Annotated in this window: 11 protein-coding genes; 10 read left to right on the top strand and 1 reads right to left on the bottom strand. The window is 65.5% G+C overall.

Going from position 1 to position 15,848, the window contains the following annotated elements; all coding sequences use genetic code 11:
• Window positions 1-42: 42 nt before the first annotated feature.
• Entirely contained in the window at window positions 43-1,896 is a 1,854-nt protein-coding gene (locus L6D64_RS20635; protein WP_176509283.1) for an ABC transporter ATP-binding protein, read from the bottom strand.
• Between the two features lie 532 nt (window positions 1,897-2,428).
• Between L6D64_RS20635 and L6D64_RS20630 the strand changes: the two genes are divergently transcribed.
• The 10 genes from L6D64_RS20630 (at window position 2,429) to L6D64_RS20585 (ending at window position 15,846) form a co-directional block, all read left to right on the top strand.
• Window positions 2,429-4,270, top strand: a complete 1,842-nt coding sequence (locus L6D64_RS20630; RefSeq protein ID WP_236192555.1) for a potassium transporter Kup — start codon at window positions 2,429-2,431, stop codon at window positions 4,268-4,270.
• 119 nt (window positions 4,271-4,389) lie between these two features.
• The gene (locus L6D64_RS20625; protein ID WP_176509287.1) at window positions 4,390-5,298 is read left to right on the top strand and encodes a LysR substrate-binding domain-containing protein; all 909 of its coding nucleotides are present in this window, start codon (window positions 4,390-4,392) and stop codon (window positions 5,296-5,298) included.
• Window positions 5,299-5,617: 319 nt separating this feature from the next.
• Window positions 5,618-6,946 (top strand): LLM class flavin-dependent oxidoreductase, encoded by a 1,329-nt coding sequence (locus tag L6D64_RS20620; RefSeq protein ID WP_176509288.1) that lies wholly within the window; start codon window positions 5,618-5,620, stop codon window positions 6,944-6,946.
• Between the two features lie 23 nt (window positions 6,947-6,969).
• Window positions 6,970-7,962, top strand: a complete 993-nt coding sequence (locus tag L6D64_RS20615; protein WP_219824765.1) for a flavin reductase — start codon at window positions 6,970-6,972, stop codon at window positions 7,960-7,962.
• A 63-nt stretch (window positions 7,963-8,025) separates the two neighbouring features.
• Window positions 8,026-9,687: a GMC family oxidoreductase gene (locus L6D64_RS20610; protein WP_176509290.1), complete on the top strand. Its 1,662-nt coding sequence runs from the start codon at window positions 8,026-8,028 to the stop codon at window positions 9,685-9,687.
• 165 nt (window positions 9,688-9,852) lie between these two features.
• On the top strand, window positions 9,853-10,824 hold the full coding sequence (locus tag L6D64_RS20605; protein WP_176509292.1) for an ABC transporter substrate-binding protein: 972 nt from the start codon (window positions 9,853-9,855) through the stop codon (window positions 10,822-10,824).
• 56 nt (window positions 10,825-10,880) lie between these two features.
• Entirely contained in the window at window positions 10,881-11,921 is a 1,041-nt protein-coding gene (locus tag L6D64_RS20600; RefSeq protein ID WP_176509294.1) for an ABC transporter permease, read from the top strand.
• Window positions 11,918-13,012 (top strand): quaternary amine ABC transporter ATP-binding protein, encoded by a 1,095-nt coding sequence (locus tag L6D64_RS20595; protein ID WP_176509295.1) that lies wholly within the window; start codon window positions 11,918-11,920, stop codon window positions 13,010-13,012. The genes L6D64_RS20600 and L6D64_RS20595 overlap by 4 nt, the downstream gene beginning before the upstream one ends.
• Before the next feature lie 14 nt (window positions 13,013-13,026).
• Entirely contained in the window at window positions 13,027-14,445 is a 1,419-nt protein-coding gene (locus tag L6D64_RS20590) for an aldehyde dehydrogenase family protein (protein WP_176509296.1), read from the top strand.
• A gap of 78 nt (window positions 14,446-14,523) precedes the next feature.
• Entirely contained in the window at window positions 14,524-15,846 is a 1,323-nt protein-coding gene (locus L6D64_RS20585) for a M24 family metallopeptidase (protein WP_176509297.1), read from the top strand.
• Window positions 15,847-15,848: the final 2 nt, after the last annotated feature.

The raw sequence follows: 15,848 nt of genomic DNA, 5'->3' as shown, positions 1-15,848 counted from the left end.
CCTTCAGATACTGAGCAAGGTCATTACCTTGACAGCGCGTGACTATTCCATTGCCTCGGCCACCCCCTGATCCTCACCCAGGAACCCACCACTCTGGTGCTGCCACAGCCGCGCATAAGTACCGTTCTTCGCCAGCAACTCACTGTGCGTACCTTGCTCGATGATGCGCCCTTCATCCATGACGATCAGCCGGTCCATGGCGGCGATGGTGGACAGTCGGTGGGCGATGGCGATCACGGTCTTGCCCTGCATCATCTCGTCCAGGCTCTCCTGAATCGCGACCTCGACTTCCGAGTCCAGCGCACTGGTGGCTTCGTCCAGCAGCAGGATCGGGGCGTTCTTGAGCATCACCCGGGCAATGGCGATGCGTTGCCGCTGGCCGCCGGAAAGCTTGATGCCGCGCTCACCGACCAGGGTGTCGTAACCGCTGTGGCCGTCGCGGTCGCTGAGCTGGCGAATGAAACCATCGGCCTGGGCGTTGATGGCGGCGCGCTGGATCTGCGCCTCGGTGGCGTCCGGGCGGCCGTAGGCGATGTTGTCGCGGATCGAGCGGTGCAGCAGCGAGGTGTCCTGGGTGACCATGCCGATGGCGCTGCGCAGGCTGTCCTGGGTGACGTGGGCGATGTTCTGCCCGTCGATGCGGATCTCGCCGCTGTCCACGTCATAGAAGCGCAGCAGCAGGTTGATCAGCGTCGACTTGCCCGCGCCGGAGCGGCCCACCAGGCCGACTTTTTCGCCAGCGCGGATGCTCAGGCTCAGGCCATCGAGCACCTGGCGTTCGCCGTTGTAGTTGAAGCGCACGTTGTCGAAGGTCACCGCGCCGCCACGGGTTTCCAGCACGGCGGCATTCGGCACGTCCTGTACCTTGGGCCCACGGGTGAGGGTGGCCATGCCGTCCTGCACGGTGCCGATGTTCTCGAACAGCGAGGTCATTTGCCACATGATCCAGTGCGACATGCCGTTGACACGCAGGGCCATGGCCGTGATCGCGGCCACCGCACCGGTACCGACCTGGCCCTGGTGCCACAGCCACAGGGCGTAGCCGCCCGCGCCGAAGATCAGCCCGACCACCAGCGCCTGGTTGACGATCTCGAACTGGCTGACCAGGCGCATCTGGCGAAAGCCGGTCTGCTTGAAGTCTTCCATCGCCGCCCGGGCGAAGTGCGCCTCGCGCTTGGAGTGGGAAAACAGCTTCACGGTGGTGATGTTGGTGTAGGCGTCGGACACCCGCCCGGTCATCGACGAACGCGCATGGGCCTGTTCCTGGCCGACCTTGCCCAGGCGCGGAACGAAGTACAGCATGGCCAGGCCGAACAGCACCAGCCAGGCAATGAACGGCAGCATCAGCTTGGCGGCAAAACCACCGGCCAGGGCGATGATGGCGATGAAGTACACACCGATGCCCGGCACGATCTCGATCAGGGTGAACAGCACTTCACGCACGGCCAGCGCGGTCTGCATCACCTTGGTGGTGACCCGCCCGGAAAACTCGTCGGAGAAGAACGACAGACTCTGACGCAGCATCAGCCGGTGGAAGTCCCAGCGCAGGCGCAGCGGCAGGTTGATCGCCAGCACCTGGTGCTGCATCAGTGTGCGCAAGGCCACCAGCACGATACTGGCGATCAGCAGCAGGCCGACGCCCCACAGCACACGGCTTTCTTCGGGGCTCACATCACCGCCAGCCTGCCAGTTGGAGAGCAGGTCCACCACCTGGCCGAGGAAGGAAAACAGCCAGGCTTCGTAGATCGAGACCGCGGCACTGAACAGTGCCAGCGCCAGGATATAGCCACGTGCGCCGCGGGTGCAGGCCCACAGGAAGCGCAGCAGGCCGACCGGGGGCGGCGGCACCTCGTCGGGCGGGAAGGGGTCGAGCCAGCGTTCAAAGGCACGGAACATGAAGGTCTCCGGGGGTTACTCGTTTGTGACAACCATACAGCACATTTGCCTGGCGGGAGATTTGCAGCGCCTGTGAGATCGAGCACCGCCCGCGCGGCGCATCGCGGATAAATCCGCTCCCACAGTCTGTTTCGGGCCAAGCTGTCCTGTGCAATTACCGCTGCCCGCCTTGGTGCATGACTGAAAATCAATGGAAAGCCGTTGCGTCCACCTCGGTTATCGAAGGGGACAAACAAGGCGGACAGTGGTGACCTCACAGGAGGGACTGGCCCGAAACAGACTGTGGGAGCGGATTTATCCGCGATGCGCCGCGCGGGCGGCGCTCGATCTCACAGGCGTCGAACCTCCCAAGGCGACCCCCTGATTTTTTTACGCTCTTTTTACGACTGGCCTGCTTGCCCGAAGGGATACTTATCTCGCGATGCTCAAGGATGGCATGCACTTCTACCCGCCAGTCCAGAGAAGCCCTTCCGTGAGCCAGTTCGCCGTCGCAGCAAACCCTCCCCATTCCCGCAAGCCCGCTGCCATCGGCATGCTCGTCGCTGCCGTCGGCGTGGTCTATGGCGACATCGGCACCAGCCCCCTGTACACCCTCAAGGAAGTCTTCGCCGGGCACTACGGCGTCCAGGCCAATACCGCCGGTGTCCTCGGTGTCCTGTCACTGGTGTTCTGGTCGCTGCTATGGGTGGTATCGCTCAAGTACGTGCTGTTCATCCTGCGCGCCGATAACCAGGGCGAGGGCGGCATCATGGCCCTGACCGCGCTGGCACACCGTGCGGCGGCGCCCTACAAGCGGCTGAGCAGGATGCTGGTGCTGCTCGGCCTGTTCGGCGCAGCGCTGTTCTACGGCGACAGCATGATCACCCCGGCGGTTTCGGTGCTGTCAGCCGTCGAGGGGCTGCAACTGGCCTTCGACGGCATCGAGCATTGGGTCGTGCCCCTGGCAGTCCTGTTGCTGGTGGCGCTGTTCCTGATCCAGAAGCACGGCACCGCGCGCATCGGCATTCTGTTCGGGCCGATCATGGTGCTGTGGTTCGTGGTAATCGGTGCGCTGGGCGTACACGGCATCGTGCAACGCCCGGAGGTGCTGCAGGCGCTCAACCCGGCCTGGGCGGTGAAGTTCTTCGTCTACCACCCCGGCATGGGCGTGGCCATTCTCGGTGCCGTGGTGCTGGCGCTGACCGGCGCCGAAGCGCTGTACGCCGACATGGGGCATTTCGGCCGCAAGCCGATCGCCCGCGCCTGGTTCCTGCTGGTGCTGCCGGGGCTGGTGCTGAACTACTTCGGCCAGGGCGCCTTGATCCTCGGCAACCCGGAGGCGGTGCGCAACCCGTTCTACCTGCTGGCGCCGGACTGGGCCCTGCTGCCCATGGTCGGGCTGGCCACGCTGGCGACCATCATCGCCTCCCAGGCGGTGATATCCGGCGCATTCTCCCTGACCCGCCAGGCCATCCAGCTGGGCTATGTGCCGCGCATGTTCATCCAGCACACCTCCAGCGAGGAGCAGGGGCAGATCTACATCGGTATGGTCAACTGGGCGCTGATGGTCGGCGTGGTGCTGCTGGTGGTCGGCTTCGAGTCGTCCGGGGCACTGGCGGCGGCCTATGGTGTGGCGGTGACCGGCACCATGCTGATCACCACCTTGCTGGCTTCGGCGGTGGTGCTGTTGTTGTGGAAGGCGCCCCGCTGGCTGGCAGTGCCGATGTTGCTGGCGTTTCTGCTGGTGGACAGCCTGTACTTTGCTGCCAACGCCCCGAAGATCTTCCAGGGCGGTGCTTTCCCGGTGATTGCCGGGGTCGCGCTGTTCATGCTGATGACCACCTGGAAGCGCGGGCGCACGATCATCGTCGAGCGGCTGGACGAAAGCGCGTTGCCGCTGGGGCTGTTCATCGCCAGCCTGCAGGCGCAACCGCCCTACCGGGTGAATGGCACGGCGGTGTTCCTGTCCGCCCGGCCTGAAGCCGTGCCCCACGCGCTGCTGCACAACCTGCTGCATAACCAGGTGCTGCATGAGCAGGTGGTGCTGCTGACCGTGGTGTTCGAGGACGAGCCGCGGGTCACTGCCGGCAAGCGCTTTGCAGTCGAGGCCTTCGGCGATGGCTTCTATCGGGTGAGCCTGCACTTCGGTTTCATGGAAGAGCCAAACGTGCCGCTGGCCCTGAGCCGTTGCCCGTACCCGGACCTGGAATTCGGCCCGATGCGCACCACTTACTTCCTCAGCCGCGAGACGGTCATCGCCGGCAAGCAGAAGGGCATGGCCCGCTGGCGCGAGCACCTGTTCGCCTTCCTGCTGCGCAATGCCAACAGCAACCTCAAGTACTTCCAGCTGCCGCTTAACCGGGTGATCGAACTGGGTACCCAGGTCGAGATGTGAAGGGTACGACGCAGGCAGAGCTGAAGGCGTCGCGGGCGGCGCGGTGCGCTTGATTCCACAGGCCGCCGTTGGGACACTGCGGGTCCGATAGCGCCCGTCGCTGCCCAGGACCCGACCCGATGAGTACGCTCAAGACCACGTTGCCACCGCCCAACATGCTGATCGCCTTCGAAGCGGCGGGGCGACACCTGAGCTTCACCCGCGCAGCGCTCGAACTGCATGTCACCCGCGTCGCGGTCAGCCAGCAGATCAACGGGCTGGAGCGGTTCCTCGGGGTCAAGCTGTTCCAGCGCCTAGACCGCACCATCCGCTTTACCCCCGAGGGCGCCCGCTACCACGCCGCGATCGCCGCTTCGCTGGAAATGGCCCTGGAAGCCACGGTGGCGCTGACCCGTCGCCCCGAAAGCCATGTGGTGACCGTCAGCGCCACGGCCGGGGTCATCACCTATTGGCTGATGCCCAACATGGGCACGCTCAGGGCCCAGCACCCGCACGTCGAACTGCGCCTGATCGTGCTCGACCGCACCTCGGTCGACGAGGTCGACGCCGACCTGGTGGTGGCGTACGGCAACCCGCCGTTTGCCGGTGGGCAGTCGACCCTGCTGGTGCGCCAGAGTATCGCCCCGACCTGTTCGGCGGCGTACCTGGAACACCGCGAGCCGCCGCGCAGCATCGAGGAGCTGTTCGACCACCCGCTGATTCACCTGGAAGGGCCCTACGACCGCCTGACGCGCTGGTCGACCTGGTTCGCCTCCAAGCAGGTGGCGATGGCCAAGCCGAAAGCCAGCATCACCGTGGACACCTACACCAACCTGGTCCAGGCCGTGCTCGACGGGCAGGGCTTTGGCCTGATCGGGCCGCCGCTGATGGAGCGCTTCCTGTCCAACCGCCTGCTGGTGCAGCCGCTGCAGACCGAGCCGGTGCTGTGCCACGGTTTTCATCTGGTAAGGCCGGCGCGGGCGCGCGAAAGTACGGCCGCCGTGCAGGTCGGCGAGTGGATCACGCAGACCTTCGGCGAACCCCGATGAAGCGGGGTCGCCAAGCGTGCACCGGAAGGGTGCGCGGCGCCTTTCTGGTTAAGTTTTTCTTACGCAAACAGCACTGAAAATCCTACGTTTACAGGCCTGAACGATCGCGGCAGGATGAGCCTGCCTTCACAGGAAATGCCGCATCAGGAAAAGAACAACGCCGGCCCTTGACCTGAAAACGCAGCCACCCGGCCGTTAGCGCCGGGGTGAAGTTACCCAATCAACGTCCAGTCAACCGAACCTTCCCCGTGAGCCATCCGTGGCCTTGCGCGGGCCCGTTCAGCCTGGATTTTGCAACAGACCAGCAGGGGCACACCGGATGAGCAAGAAACAGATCAAACTCGGCCTTTCCATGCGTTACATGGGTTACCACGTGGGCGCCTGGCGCCACCCGGAGCTCAAGGTCGACGCGGCGTCGGATTTCCAGTCGTTCCTGGAGGTGGCCCGCACCGCCGAGCGCAACAAGTTCGACCTGTTGTTTCTTGCCGACGGCATCGGCATTCGCGCCGATGACGTGCCGGCCGGTTCGCTGTGCCGCTCCAGCCACAATGCCGAGCTCGAACCGCTGACCCTGCTCTCGGCCATCGCCGCCTGCACCCAGCGCATCGGCCTGGTCGCGACCGCCTCGACCACCTACAACGAGCCTTACCATATCGCCCGCAAGTACGGTTCGCTGGACATGATCAGCGCCGGGCGCGCTGGCTGGAACGTGGTGACCTCGTGGTCGGAGCAGGAGGCCTGGAACTTCAACCGTGCCAAGCACCTGGACTACGACACCCGCTACGAGCGCGCCGAGGAGTTCGTCGAGGTGGTCACCGGCCTGTGGGACAGCTGGGACCAGGACGCCTTCGTCCACGACAAGCACAGCAGCGTGTTCTACGACGAGGGCAAGCTGCATGTGCTCGGCCACGTCGGCAAGCACTTCTCGGTGCGTGGCCCGCTGTCGGTCAAGCGCTCGCCCCAGGGCCGGCCGATCCTGGTCCAGGCCGGCACTTCCGAGGTCGGCCAGCAGATTGCCGCGCAGCATTGCGACATCGTGTTCGCCGCCAAGCAGCACATCGGCTCGGCCCAGCAGTACTACGCCTCGGTCAAGGACCGCCTGGCCGGCTTCGGGCGGCGTCGCGAAGACTTGTTGATGATGGTCGGCCTGACCCCCATCGTCGGCTCCAGCCGGGCCCACGCCCAGGAGAAGTACGAACAGTTGCAGGAACTGATCAACCCGCTGGTGGGGCTGGCGATGCTCAAGCGCTCGTTCGGCGACTTGTCGGCGATGGACCTCGACGGCCCGGTGCCGGCGCCGAACCTGGAGAACGTAGGGCTGCGCAGCAGCGCGCAGATGTACTACGAGACCGCCCAGCGCGAAGGCCTGAGCATTCGCCAGCTGTACAAGCGCATCGGCATGGCCCAGGAGCACCTGACCGTGGTCGGCACCGGCCAGGACGTGGCCGACCAGATGGAGGCCTGGATCGATGAAGAAGCCGCCGACGGTTTCAATATCGCACCCACGCACCTGCCCCATGGTATCGATGACTTCGTCGAGTACGTGCTGCCCGAGCTGCGCCGTCGCGGGCGTTTCCGCGAGGAATACGAAGGCAGCACGCTGCGCGAGAACCTTGGCCTGAGCGTGCCGAAAAGCCGCTTCGCCTGATCCCTGCCCGGAGAGACATCATCATGTCGCAGACCCAGATTCAAACCGAACTGACCCCGGTAGCGCTGGAAACCGGTGATCCTGCCGCAGACCCGCGGCTGTTCCGCCGTTGCCTGGGGCAGTACGCCACGGGTGTGGCGGTGGTCACCGCGAGCAGCGGGGCACAGCTCAATGGCATGACCATCAACTCGTTCGCCTCGCTGTCGCTGGAGCCGGCACTGGTGCTCTGGTCGATTGCCCGCACCTCGCGCAGCTTCGCCTTCTTCAGCCAGTGCCAGAGCTTTGCGATCAACGTGCTGGGCGCCGACCAGATGCACCTGTCGCAGCTGTTTTCCAGCAAGCAGGAAGACCGCTTCAGCGCCGCGCAATGGCAGCCCGGCATGCACGGCTCGCCGTTGCTGGCCGGCTGCATCGCGCACCTGGAATGCACCCTGGAACAGACCTTCGAGGGTGGCGACCACCTGGTACTGGTCGGGCGCGTCACCCGCATCGCCCGCTATGCCGGCACGCCGCTGCTGTTCAGCCAGGGCCAGTACAGCATCGCCGACGTGCACCCGGACCTGTCCGGGGAGCCGGAGTCGGCGGGAAGCCAGCCACGCCCCGAATACAACCTGCTGTCGTCGATCTTCGATGCCCACCATGCGCTGTCGGAAGCTTTCGAGGAGCATCGCCGGGCCGAAGGCGTGAGCGTCGCGGTCGCGCGCGTGCTGGCCTCGCTGTATGCCCGCCCCGGGGTCGGCGTCGAGGCACTGGCCAGGGAAACCTACCTCGGCCAGCGCGATGTCGAGGATGCCCTGGCCGAGTTGCAGCGCAGGGCCATGCTGTTGCGCGACAGCGACGGCGGCTTGCGCCTGACCGCGTTGGGCGAGCGTTCACGCATCGCCATCCGCGACCGCTGGCACGCCTTTCAGAAGGCCCAGCTGGCCGGCACCTCGGCCCATGAGCTGAAGATCACCCTGGCCACCCTGGACCGCTTGCTCGGCCGCCAGGCAGTAGCTGGCGTGGCCCATGCATGATCGAATGGCGTGACAACAGGCAAGCCTTGCGCGAGATGGCCGTATGACAAGAGAGGTCGGAGCATGAGTTGGGATTTCATCATCATCGGCGCGGGATCGGCGGGCTGCGTGCTGGCCAACCGGCTAAGCGCCAACCCGCGGCACACGGTATTGCTGCTGGAGGCCGGCGGCAGCGACAAGCACCCGGTGATCCAGATCCCGGCCTTGGCGATGAAAGCCATGAGCAACCCGAAGACCGACTGGATGTTCCAGGCCGAGCCCGACCCGACCCGCAACAACCGCGCCGAAGTGGTGCCACGTGGCCGCTTGCTCGGTGGTTCGAGTTCGATCAATGCCACCTGGTATGTGCGCGGTAACCGCGGTGACTACGACCACTGGGCGGAACTGGGCAACGTCGGCTGGTCGTACGACGAACTGCTGCCGTACTTTCGCAAGGTCGAAAGCAACCGTGATGGCGTGTCAGACACCTACGGCAAAGACGGCGCCATCATCATCACCGAGATCCGTGGTGTGCCGAAACTGGCCCACGTCTACCTCGACGCGATGGAGGAGATCGGCGTCCCTCGCAACCCCTCCTACAACGCCGAGGACACCGAAGGGGCGGCGATCTTCCACTCCACCCAACACCGCGGGCTGCGCTTCAGCGCCGCCAAGGGTTATCTGGACCCGATAAAGAAGCGCCGCAACCTGACCATCCTCACCGGGGCCCTGGTGCGCCGCGTGCTGTTCGAAGGCGATACTGCCGTGGGCGTGGAATTCGACCACCGCGGCGTCACCCGCAGCGAACGCTGCCACGGTGAGGTGGTCCTCAGTGCCAGCGCCATCAACTCGCCAAAACTGTTGATGCTGTCGGGCATCGGCCCGGCCGAACACCTGCAGGCCATGGGAATCCCGGTGGTCAAGGACAGCCCTGGCGTGGGGCGTAACTTGCAGGAGCATCCCAGTTGCCAGGTCAAGGCGTTCGTCAACGTGCGCACTGCCAATCAGGAGTTCAACCTGCCGGGCATGCTCAAGCATGGCCTGCAGTTCCTGCTCACCCGTACCGGCCAGGCCACCTTCACCTACTGCGGCCTCGGCCTGGTGCGCACGCTGCCCGAGCTTGAGTACCCGGACATCCAGTACCACTTCGGCGCCTTCTCGTCGGCCTACACCCCGCAGGGCATCAGCCTGCTCGACGAGGCCTCGATCAACCTGCAACCCAACGTCAACCAGTCGCGCAGCCGCGGTTACCTGCAATTGCGCTCGGCAGACCCGCTGGCGCCGCCGCGCATCCAGTTCAACATGCTCAGCGACCCTTACGACGTCGCCACCCTGATCCGTGGCGGGCGCATGGCGCGTCGGGCCTTGCAGTCGAAGGCGTTCGCGCCCTATGTGCTGGGCGAGTGCAAACCCGGCAAGGACGTGCAGAGCGATGATGAGTGGCATGCCTACCTCAAGGAGAACGCCAGCCAGAGTTACCACCCCTGCGGCACCTGCAAGATGGGCGTCGACGCTGCCGCCGTGGTGACCCCGCAGCTGCAGGTTATCGGCGTGCAGCGCCTGCGGGTGGTGGACTCGTCGATCATTCCGCAGATCCCTAGCGGCAACCTCAACGCGATCAGCCTGGCCATCGGCGAGAAAGGCGCCGAAATGATCCTCACCAGCCATGCCCAGCGCGCCCAGGGCGTGTCGCGGGCGGTGCACCAGGCGCCGGCCAAGCGTGCCGAGGTCGCACCTGCAAAGTAGCGGTACCGGGCGATTGCCCACACTTGCGTGTGCGTTACAACAAGAGTCGAGGTTGCCGCAAGGCGCCGCAATGACCGCTGAAGGACCGGGAGGTGATCCTGGCATTACGCGCTTTTCGCTGCCGATTCGACTCACTGACCCGTTGTCATAAGAAGGAATAACCTCATGAGATTGCGTGTGTCCCTTGCTGGCGCTGTTACCGCTGCATTGATATCGCTGAACGCTTCGGCCCAGGCAGACTGCGGCCAGGTCACCATTACCGAGATGAACTGGGCTTCTGGCGCAGTGGTCACCGCGGTGTCCAGCTTCCTGCTCGAGCAGGGCTACGGCTGCCAGGTACAGAAGGTGCCGACCTCCACGGTGCCGGCCTTGACCTCTCTGGCCGAAACCGGCAAACCCGACATCCTCACGGAAATCTGGCCGGCGGTGGCGGACGTCTACTTCACCCTGGAAAAGCAGGGCAAGCTGGTCAGGGTCGGCAATGTGCTGTCCGACGGCGGCCAGGATGGCTGGTGGGTGCCGAAGTACCTGGTCGAACAGCACCCCGAGGCCGCCACCCTGGCGGGCATCATGGCCCATCCGGAATGGGTGGGCGGACAGTTCAACAACGGCCCCAGCGGCTGGGGCGGGCGCGTGTCCAGCGACAACCTGATCAAGGCCTTCGAGCTTGAACAGCATGGCATCAAGGTGTTCAACCATGGCTCGGGCGAGACCCTGGCCGCGTCCTTGGCCTCGGCCTACGAAAGCAAGAAGCCCTGGTTCGGCTACTACTGGGCACCCACCGGGCTGCTGGGCAAGTACCCGATGGTCAGCGTCGACATGGGGCCGCTGGATGCCGACAAGGCCAAGTGCAATGCGCGCATCGACTGCGCAGCCCCGGGCAAGACCAGCTGGCCGACGGCGACCGTGCTGACCACCATGTCCCGTGCCTTCCACGATAGCCATCCGGACATCGTCGCCTTGATGAGCAAGGTCAGTTTCACCAACACGCAGATGGGCGAGCTGCTGGCCTGGCAGGAGAGCAACAAGGCCACCGCGGATGAAACCGCAGCCTACTTCCTGACCCAGCACAAGAGCGTCTGGCAAGCCTGGGTCTCAGACGAGGCCGGCCGCAAGCTGGACGCCATCATTCAGTAACCCGCTGTGTGGCGAAGCGCCCCGCCTGTGCGCGGGCCTTCGCCGAGGACATTGCCATGAGTGGATACAACGCCGTATTCGAGAGCCTCGGCCTGCAGGGCTGGTGCAGTGCAGGCACGCAGGGCGGGCCGGTGACGCTGGCGCAACTGCTGGCCAAGGCCAAGGCCAACCAGGCAGGCGCGGGGGAGGCCAGCCTGCCGTTCCCGTCGCTGGATGCGCTGAACAGCGCCTGCCCGGCCATCCCCCGCACACGCGACATGACGTCAGCCATCGAGCATGGCTTCCTGACGGTGCGTGACGGCCTGAAGGTGGTGCTCGACCCCCTGACCCAGCCGCTGTCGTGGCTGCTGGAGCTGTCGCTGAAAGTCGTCGACCTGGTGCCCTGGTGGCTGATGATCCTGGCGCTGCTGGCGCTGACGTGGTGGTTGTCGCGGTCGTTGCGCATCACCGCGCTGGCGGGCTCGATCCTGCTGGCCCTGGGCCTGGTCGATCACCTGCATTACGCGCTGCAGACCATGGCCATCGTGTTCACCTGCACCTTGATCTGCATACTCGCCGGGCTGCCCATCGGCATCCTCATGTCCAGGAGCGAGCGCTTCAAGAGCGCCGCCTTGCCGGTGCTGGACATGCTGCAGACCTTGCCATCGTTCGTTTACCTGATCCCGCTGATCTTCCTGTTCAGCATCACCGAGCCGAAGCTGTACGGTATTGCCATCATCCTCTACGCCATCGTCCCGGTGGTGCGCCTGACCGACCTGGGCATCCGCCAGGTCGATGGCAGCGTCGGCGAGGCCGCCGAGTCGTTCGGCATGAGCGGCTGGCAGCGCCTGACCAGCGTCGAGCTGCCGCTGGCGTTGCCGAGCATCATGGCCGGGGTCAACCAGACCATCATGATGGCGCTGTCGATGGTGGTGATCGCCTCGCTGGTGTCGGCGCCGGGGCTGGGCGTGCTGGTGCTGCGCGGGATCAACAACCTCGAATTGGGCGTCGGCCTGGTGGCTGGCCTCGCCATCGTCCTGCTGGCGATTGCCTTCGATCGCGTGACCAAGGCCTCCATGGCTCGGCTGAGCGCACAGAGCAAGGGGTACAACCCATGAACCAGGCAATAAAGATGGCCGTGCGCGGCTGCTACAAGATCTTCGGCAGCGCACCAGAGCAGATGGTCGAACGGGTGCGTGCCGGCATGAGCAAGACCGAGCTGCTGCAGCAACACGCCCATGTGTGCGGGCTGCGCGACATCAACGTCGACATGCGTGCCGGGCAGATCACCGTGATCATGGGCCTGTCCGGGTCTGGCAAGTCCACGCTGATCCGTCACCTCAATGGCCTGATCGCGCCGACCGCAGGGGAAATCCTGCTCGATGGCGTCGACCTCACGGCGCTGTCGGCGAATGAACTGCGCGAAGTGCGCCGGTCGAGCATCTCGATGGTGTTCCAGAACTTCGCGCTGATGCCGCACCAGACCGTGCTGCAGAACGTCTGCCTGGCCAAGCGCGTGCGTGGCGAGCCGGCTGCGCAGGTGGAGGCCGATGCCCGGCGCTGGCTGGCGCGGCTGGGCCTGGCCGGTTTCGAGGACCGCTACCCGCACCAGCTCTCCGGCGGCATGCAGCAACGGGTGGGCATCGCCCGCGCGCTGTCGTCCGATGCCGACGTACTGCTGATGGATGAGGCGTTCTCGGCGCTCGACCCGCTGACCCGCAAGGACATGCAAGACCTGCTGCTGGAACTCCAGCGCGAGCTGTTCAAGACCATCGTGTTCATCACCCACGACCTCGACGAGGCGCTGCGCATCGCCGACCACATCGTGATGCTCAAGGATGGCGAGGTGGTGCAGCAGGGTGACCCGCAGAGCATCGTACTGCACCCGGCCAACGAGTACGTCGAGCGCTTCGTCAACGACATCAACCGCGCCCGCCTGCTGCGTGTGGAAAGCCTGGCGCAGCCGGCATCTGTCGAGGAGTTGCGCCGCCTCGAGCGCATCGACGCGACACAGACCCTGGAGCATGCCCTGGCCCAGGCCGAAGGCGACCCGGACCGGGCCTTTGCGGTGATGCGCGAGGGCCACCCGGCAGGGGTCCTGCACCTGCGCGACGTGATCCGGGCGATCCTCCCGGGCCAGGCCGGCAAACCTGCGCTACAGCCACCTGCAGCGGCCTGCCGTGCAGGGCTCAACATTCACCAAGCGTAACCAGGAGCCAGACTTTGAACTACCTCGATCACTTCTACATCGATGGCCGTTTCGTCGAGGCCAGCGGCCGGACCCGGCGCCCGGTCATCAACCCCGCCACCCTCAAGGCGGTGGGCAGCATCGCCCTGGGCAACGCCGAGGACGTCGACGCGGCGGTCGCCGCCGCCCGGCGTGCCTTCGGCCCATGGTCGCGCACCCCGCGCGAACAGCGCCTGGCCGTGCTCAAGCGCTTCGAGGCCTTGTGCATCGAGCACCAGGAAGCGCTCGCCCAGCGCATGACCCTGGAAATGGGCACGCCGATCAGCTTCTCGCGCCAGGCCCAGGTGGCCGGCTCGCTGGCGCATATCCGCAACGGCATCGAAATTCTCGAGGGCTTTGCCTTCGAGCGCGAGTCCGACGGCGTGCAGCTACGCTTCGAGCCGGTCGGCGTGTGCGGGCTGATCACGCCGTGGAACTTCCCGGTGCTGCAAGTCATCACCAAGCTGATTCCGGCGCTGGCCACCGGCTGCACCGTGGTCCTCAAGCCCAGCGAATACTCACCCCTGAGCACGATGCTGCTGGCCGAGCTGCTGCACCAGGCCGAACTGCCCGCCGGGGTGTTCAACCTGGTCAATGGCGACGGTGCCGGAGTGGGGCAGGCGCTGTCCAGCCATCCCGATATCGACATGGTCTCTTTCACGGGCTCCACCCGGGCCGGGGTCAGCGTCGCGCAACTGGCAGCGCCGACGGTCAAGCGCGTGCACCAGGAGCTGGGTGGCAACTCGGCCAATATCCTGCTGGCGGATGCAGACCTGGCGAGCGCGGTGGCCAACGGCGTGCACGCCGCCTACCGCAACGCCGGGCAGTCCTGCACGGCGCCAGGGCGCATGCTGGTACCGGCGCATTTGCACGACCAGGCCGTGGCGATTGCCCGCGAGGCGGCGCAAAGCGTGGTGGTCGGCGATGTGTTCGATGCGCGTACCACCCTCGGCCCGGTGATGAACAAGGCCCAGCATGACCGCGCCCAGGCGTTGATCGCCGAAGCGCTGGCCGACGGTGCCGTGCTGGTCACTGGCGGCTTGGGCTTGCCCGACGGCGTCGGGCAAGGCTTCTTCATAAAACCCACGGTGCTGGCCAACGTTACCGAGCACATGCGCATCGCCCGCGAAGAAATCTTCGCCCCGGTGGTGTGCCTGATCCCGTACCAGACGCCTGAACATGCCGTGGCCATGGCCAACGACACCCCCTATGGCCTGGCTGCCTACCTGCAAGGCAGCGACCGCCAGGCGCTGCTGCGCATGGCCGGCGAGTTGCGCGTGGGGCAGGTGCAGATCAACCAGCCGGCCTGGGTCGCCAGTGCGCCCTTCGGCGGCTACAAGCAATCGGGCAACGGCCGCGAGTGCGGCGAGTTCGGCTTCGAGGCGTATCTGGAGGTCAAGGCCGTACTGGGTTGAGGGCGTTGCGAGGTTTGTCTTCGTTCATTGCTTCGTTCATTGCTTTGTTCATAACAGCAAGCCATTCGAGGAACCGTCATGGCGAGTGCGACAGTAGCCACACAGAAAGCACCGACGCAGAAATTCCGGCTCGATGATGAGGTCCATCTCAACTACAGGGCCGACGAGGCCGTGCGCGCCCACCCGCTGGTACCGGTGGACGACAGTATCATCCAGGCCTATGCGGCCATCGACCGCAAGGCCCTGCGGGCCTATCGCCTGGCCCGCATCCGCGAGCAGCTGCGCCAGCATGACTACGCCGGCATCCTGCTGGCCGACCCGCTGAACATCCGCTACGCCACCGATACCCTGAGCCTGGGCGTCTGGGTGATGCATGCCCCCAGCCGCTATGTGTACATCGCCACGGACGGGCCGGTGGTGCTGTTCGACTTCACCAGCAGCAAGCACAACAGCGAGCATGTCGAGACCATCGACGAGATTCGCCCGACCACGCCGTGGATCTACTTCCTGGCCGGCCCCCGGGTCGATGAAAAGGCCGAGCTGTGGGCGCGGGAGATGGCCGACCTGATCAAGACCCATGGCGGCACCAATACCCGCCTGGCGGTCGACCGCTGCGACCCGTGGGGCGCCGATAGGCTCAAGGCCCAGGGCATCACGCTGTTCGACGCCCAGCCGTTGATGGAGCAGGCGCGGCTGATCAAGTCCGCCGAGGAAATCGCCAGCCATCGCGTGTCCATGGCGGTGTGCGACCTGGGCGTGGCGCGCATGCGCCAGAACCTGGTGCCGGGCATCAGCGAAAACCAGTTGTGGAGCATCATGCACTCGACCAACGTGGCCCACGGCGGCGAGTGGGCCGAGGCGCGCCTGCTGACGTCGGGGCAAAGGACCAACCCCTGGTTCCAGGACGCCACCGACAAGGTGATCCAGCCGGGCGAGATGGTCGGCTTCGACACCGACATGATCGGGCCGGGCGGTTACCTCTCGGACATCTCGCGCAGCTTCATCTGCCCGGGCAAGGCACCGACCGCCTACCAGCGCGACCTGCTGCGCACGGCATCCGACCAGCTGTGCCACAACATCGACCTGATCCGCCCGGGCCTGACCTTCCGCGAGTTCGCCGAGCGCTGCTGGCCGGTACCCAGGCAGTACGAGCACAACCGCTACATGATGATGGTCCACGGCTGTGGCCTGGCCGATGAATACCCCAGCGTGGCCTATGCCGTCGACTTCGAAGCGTGGGGCTACGACGGGGTGTTCCAGGAGAACATGGTGATCTCGGTCGAGAGCTACATCGGCGAACAAGGCGGCGCCGAGGGCGTCAAGCTGGAGGAGCAGTTGCTGATCACCGCAGACGGCGCGGTGAAGCTGTCGAGCACGCCGCTGATGGACGTGCCCGACTGAGG

It is taken from the genome of Pseudomonas urethralis, from assembly GCF_021602465.1.
Classification (GTDB): domain Bacteria; phylum Pseudomonadota; class Gammaproteobacteria; order Pseudomonadales; family Pseudomonadaceae; genus Aquipseudomonas; species Aquipseudomonas vlassakiae.
Note: the sequence above shows the minus strand (reverse complement) of the source record. Positions and strands in the feature narration are given on the sequence as shown.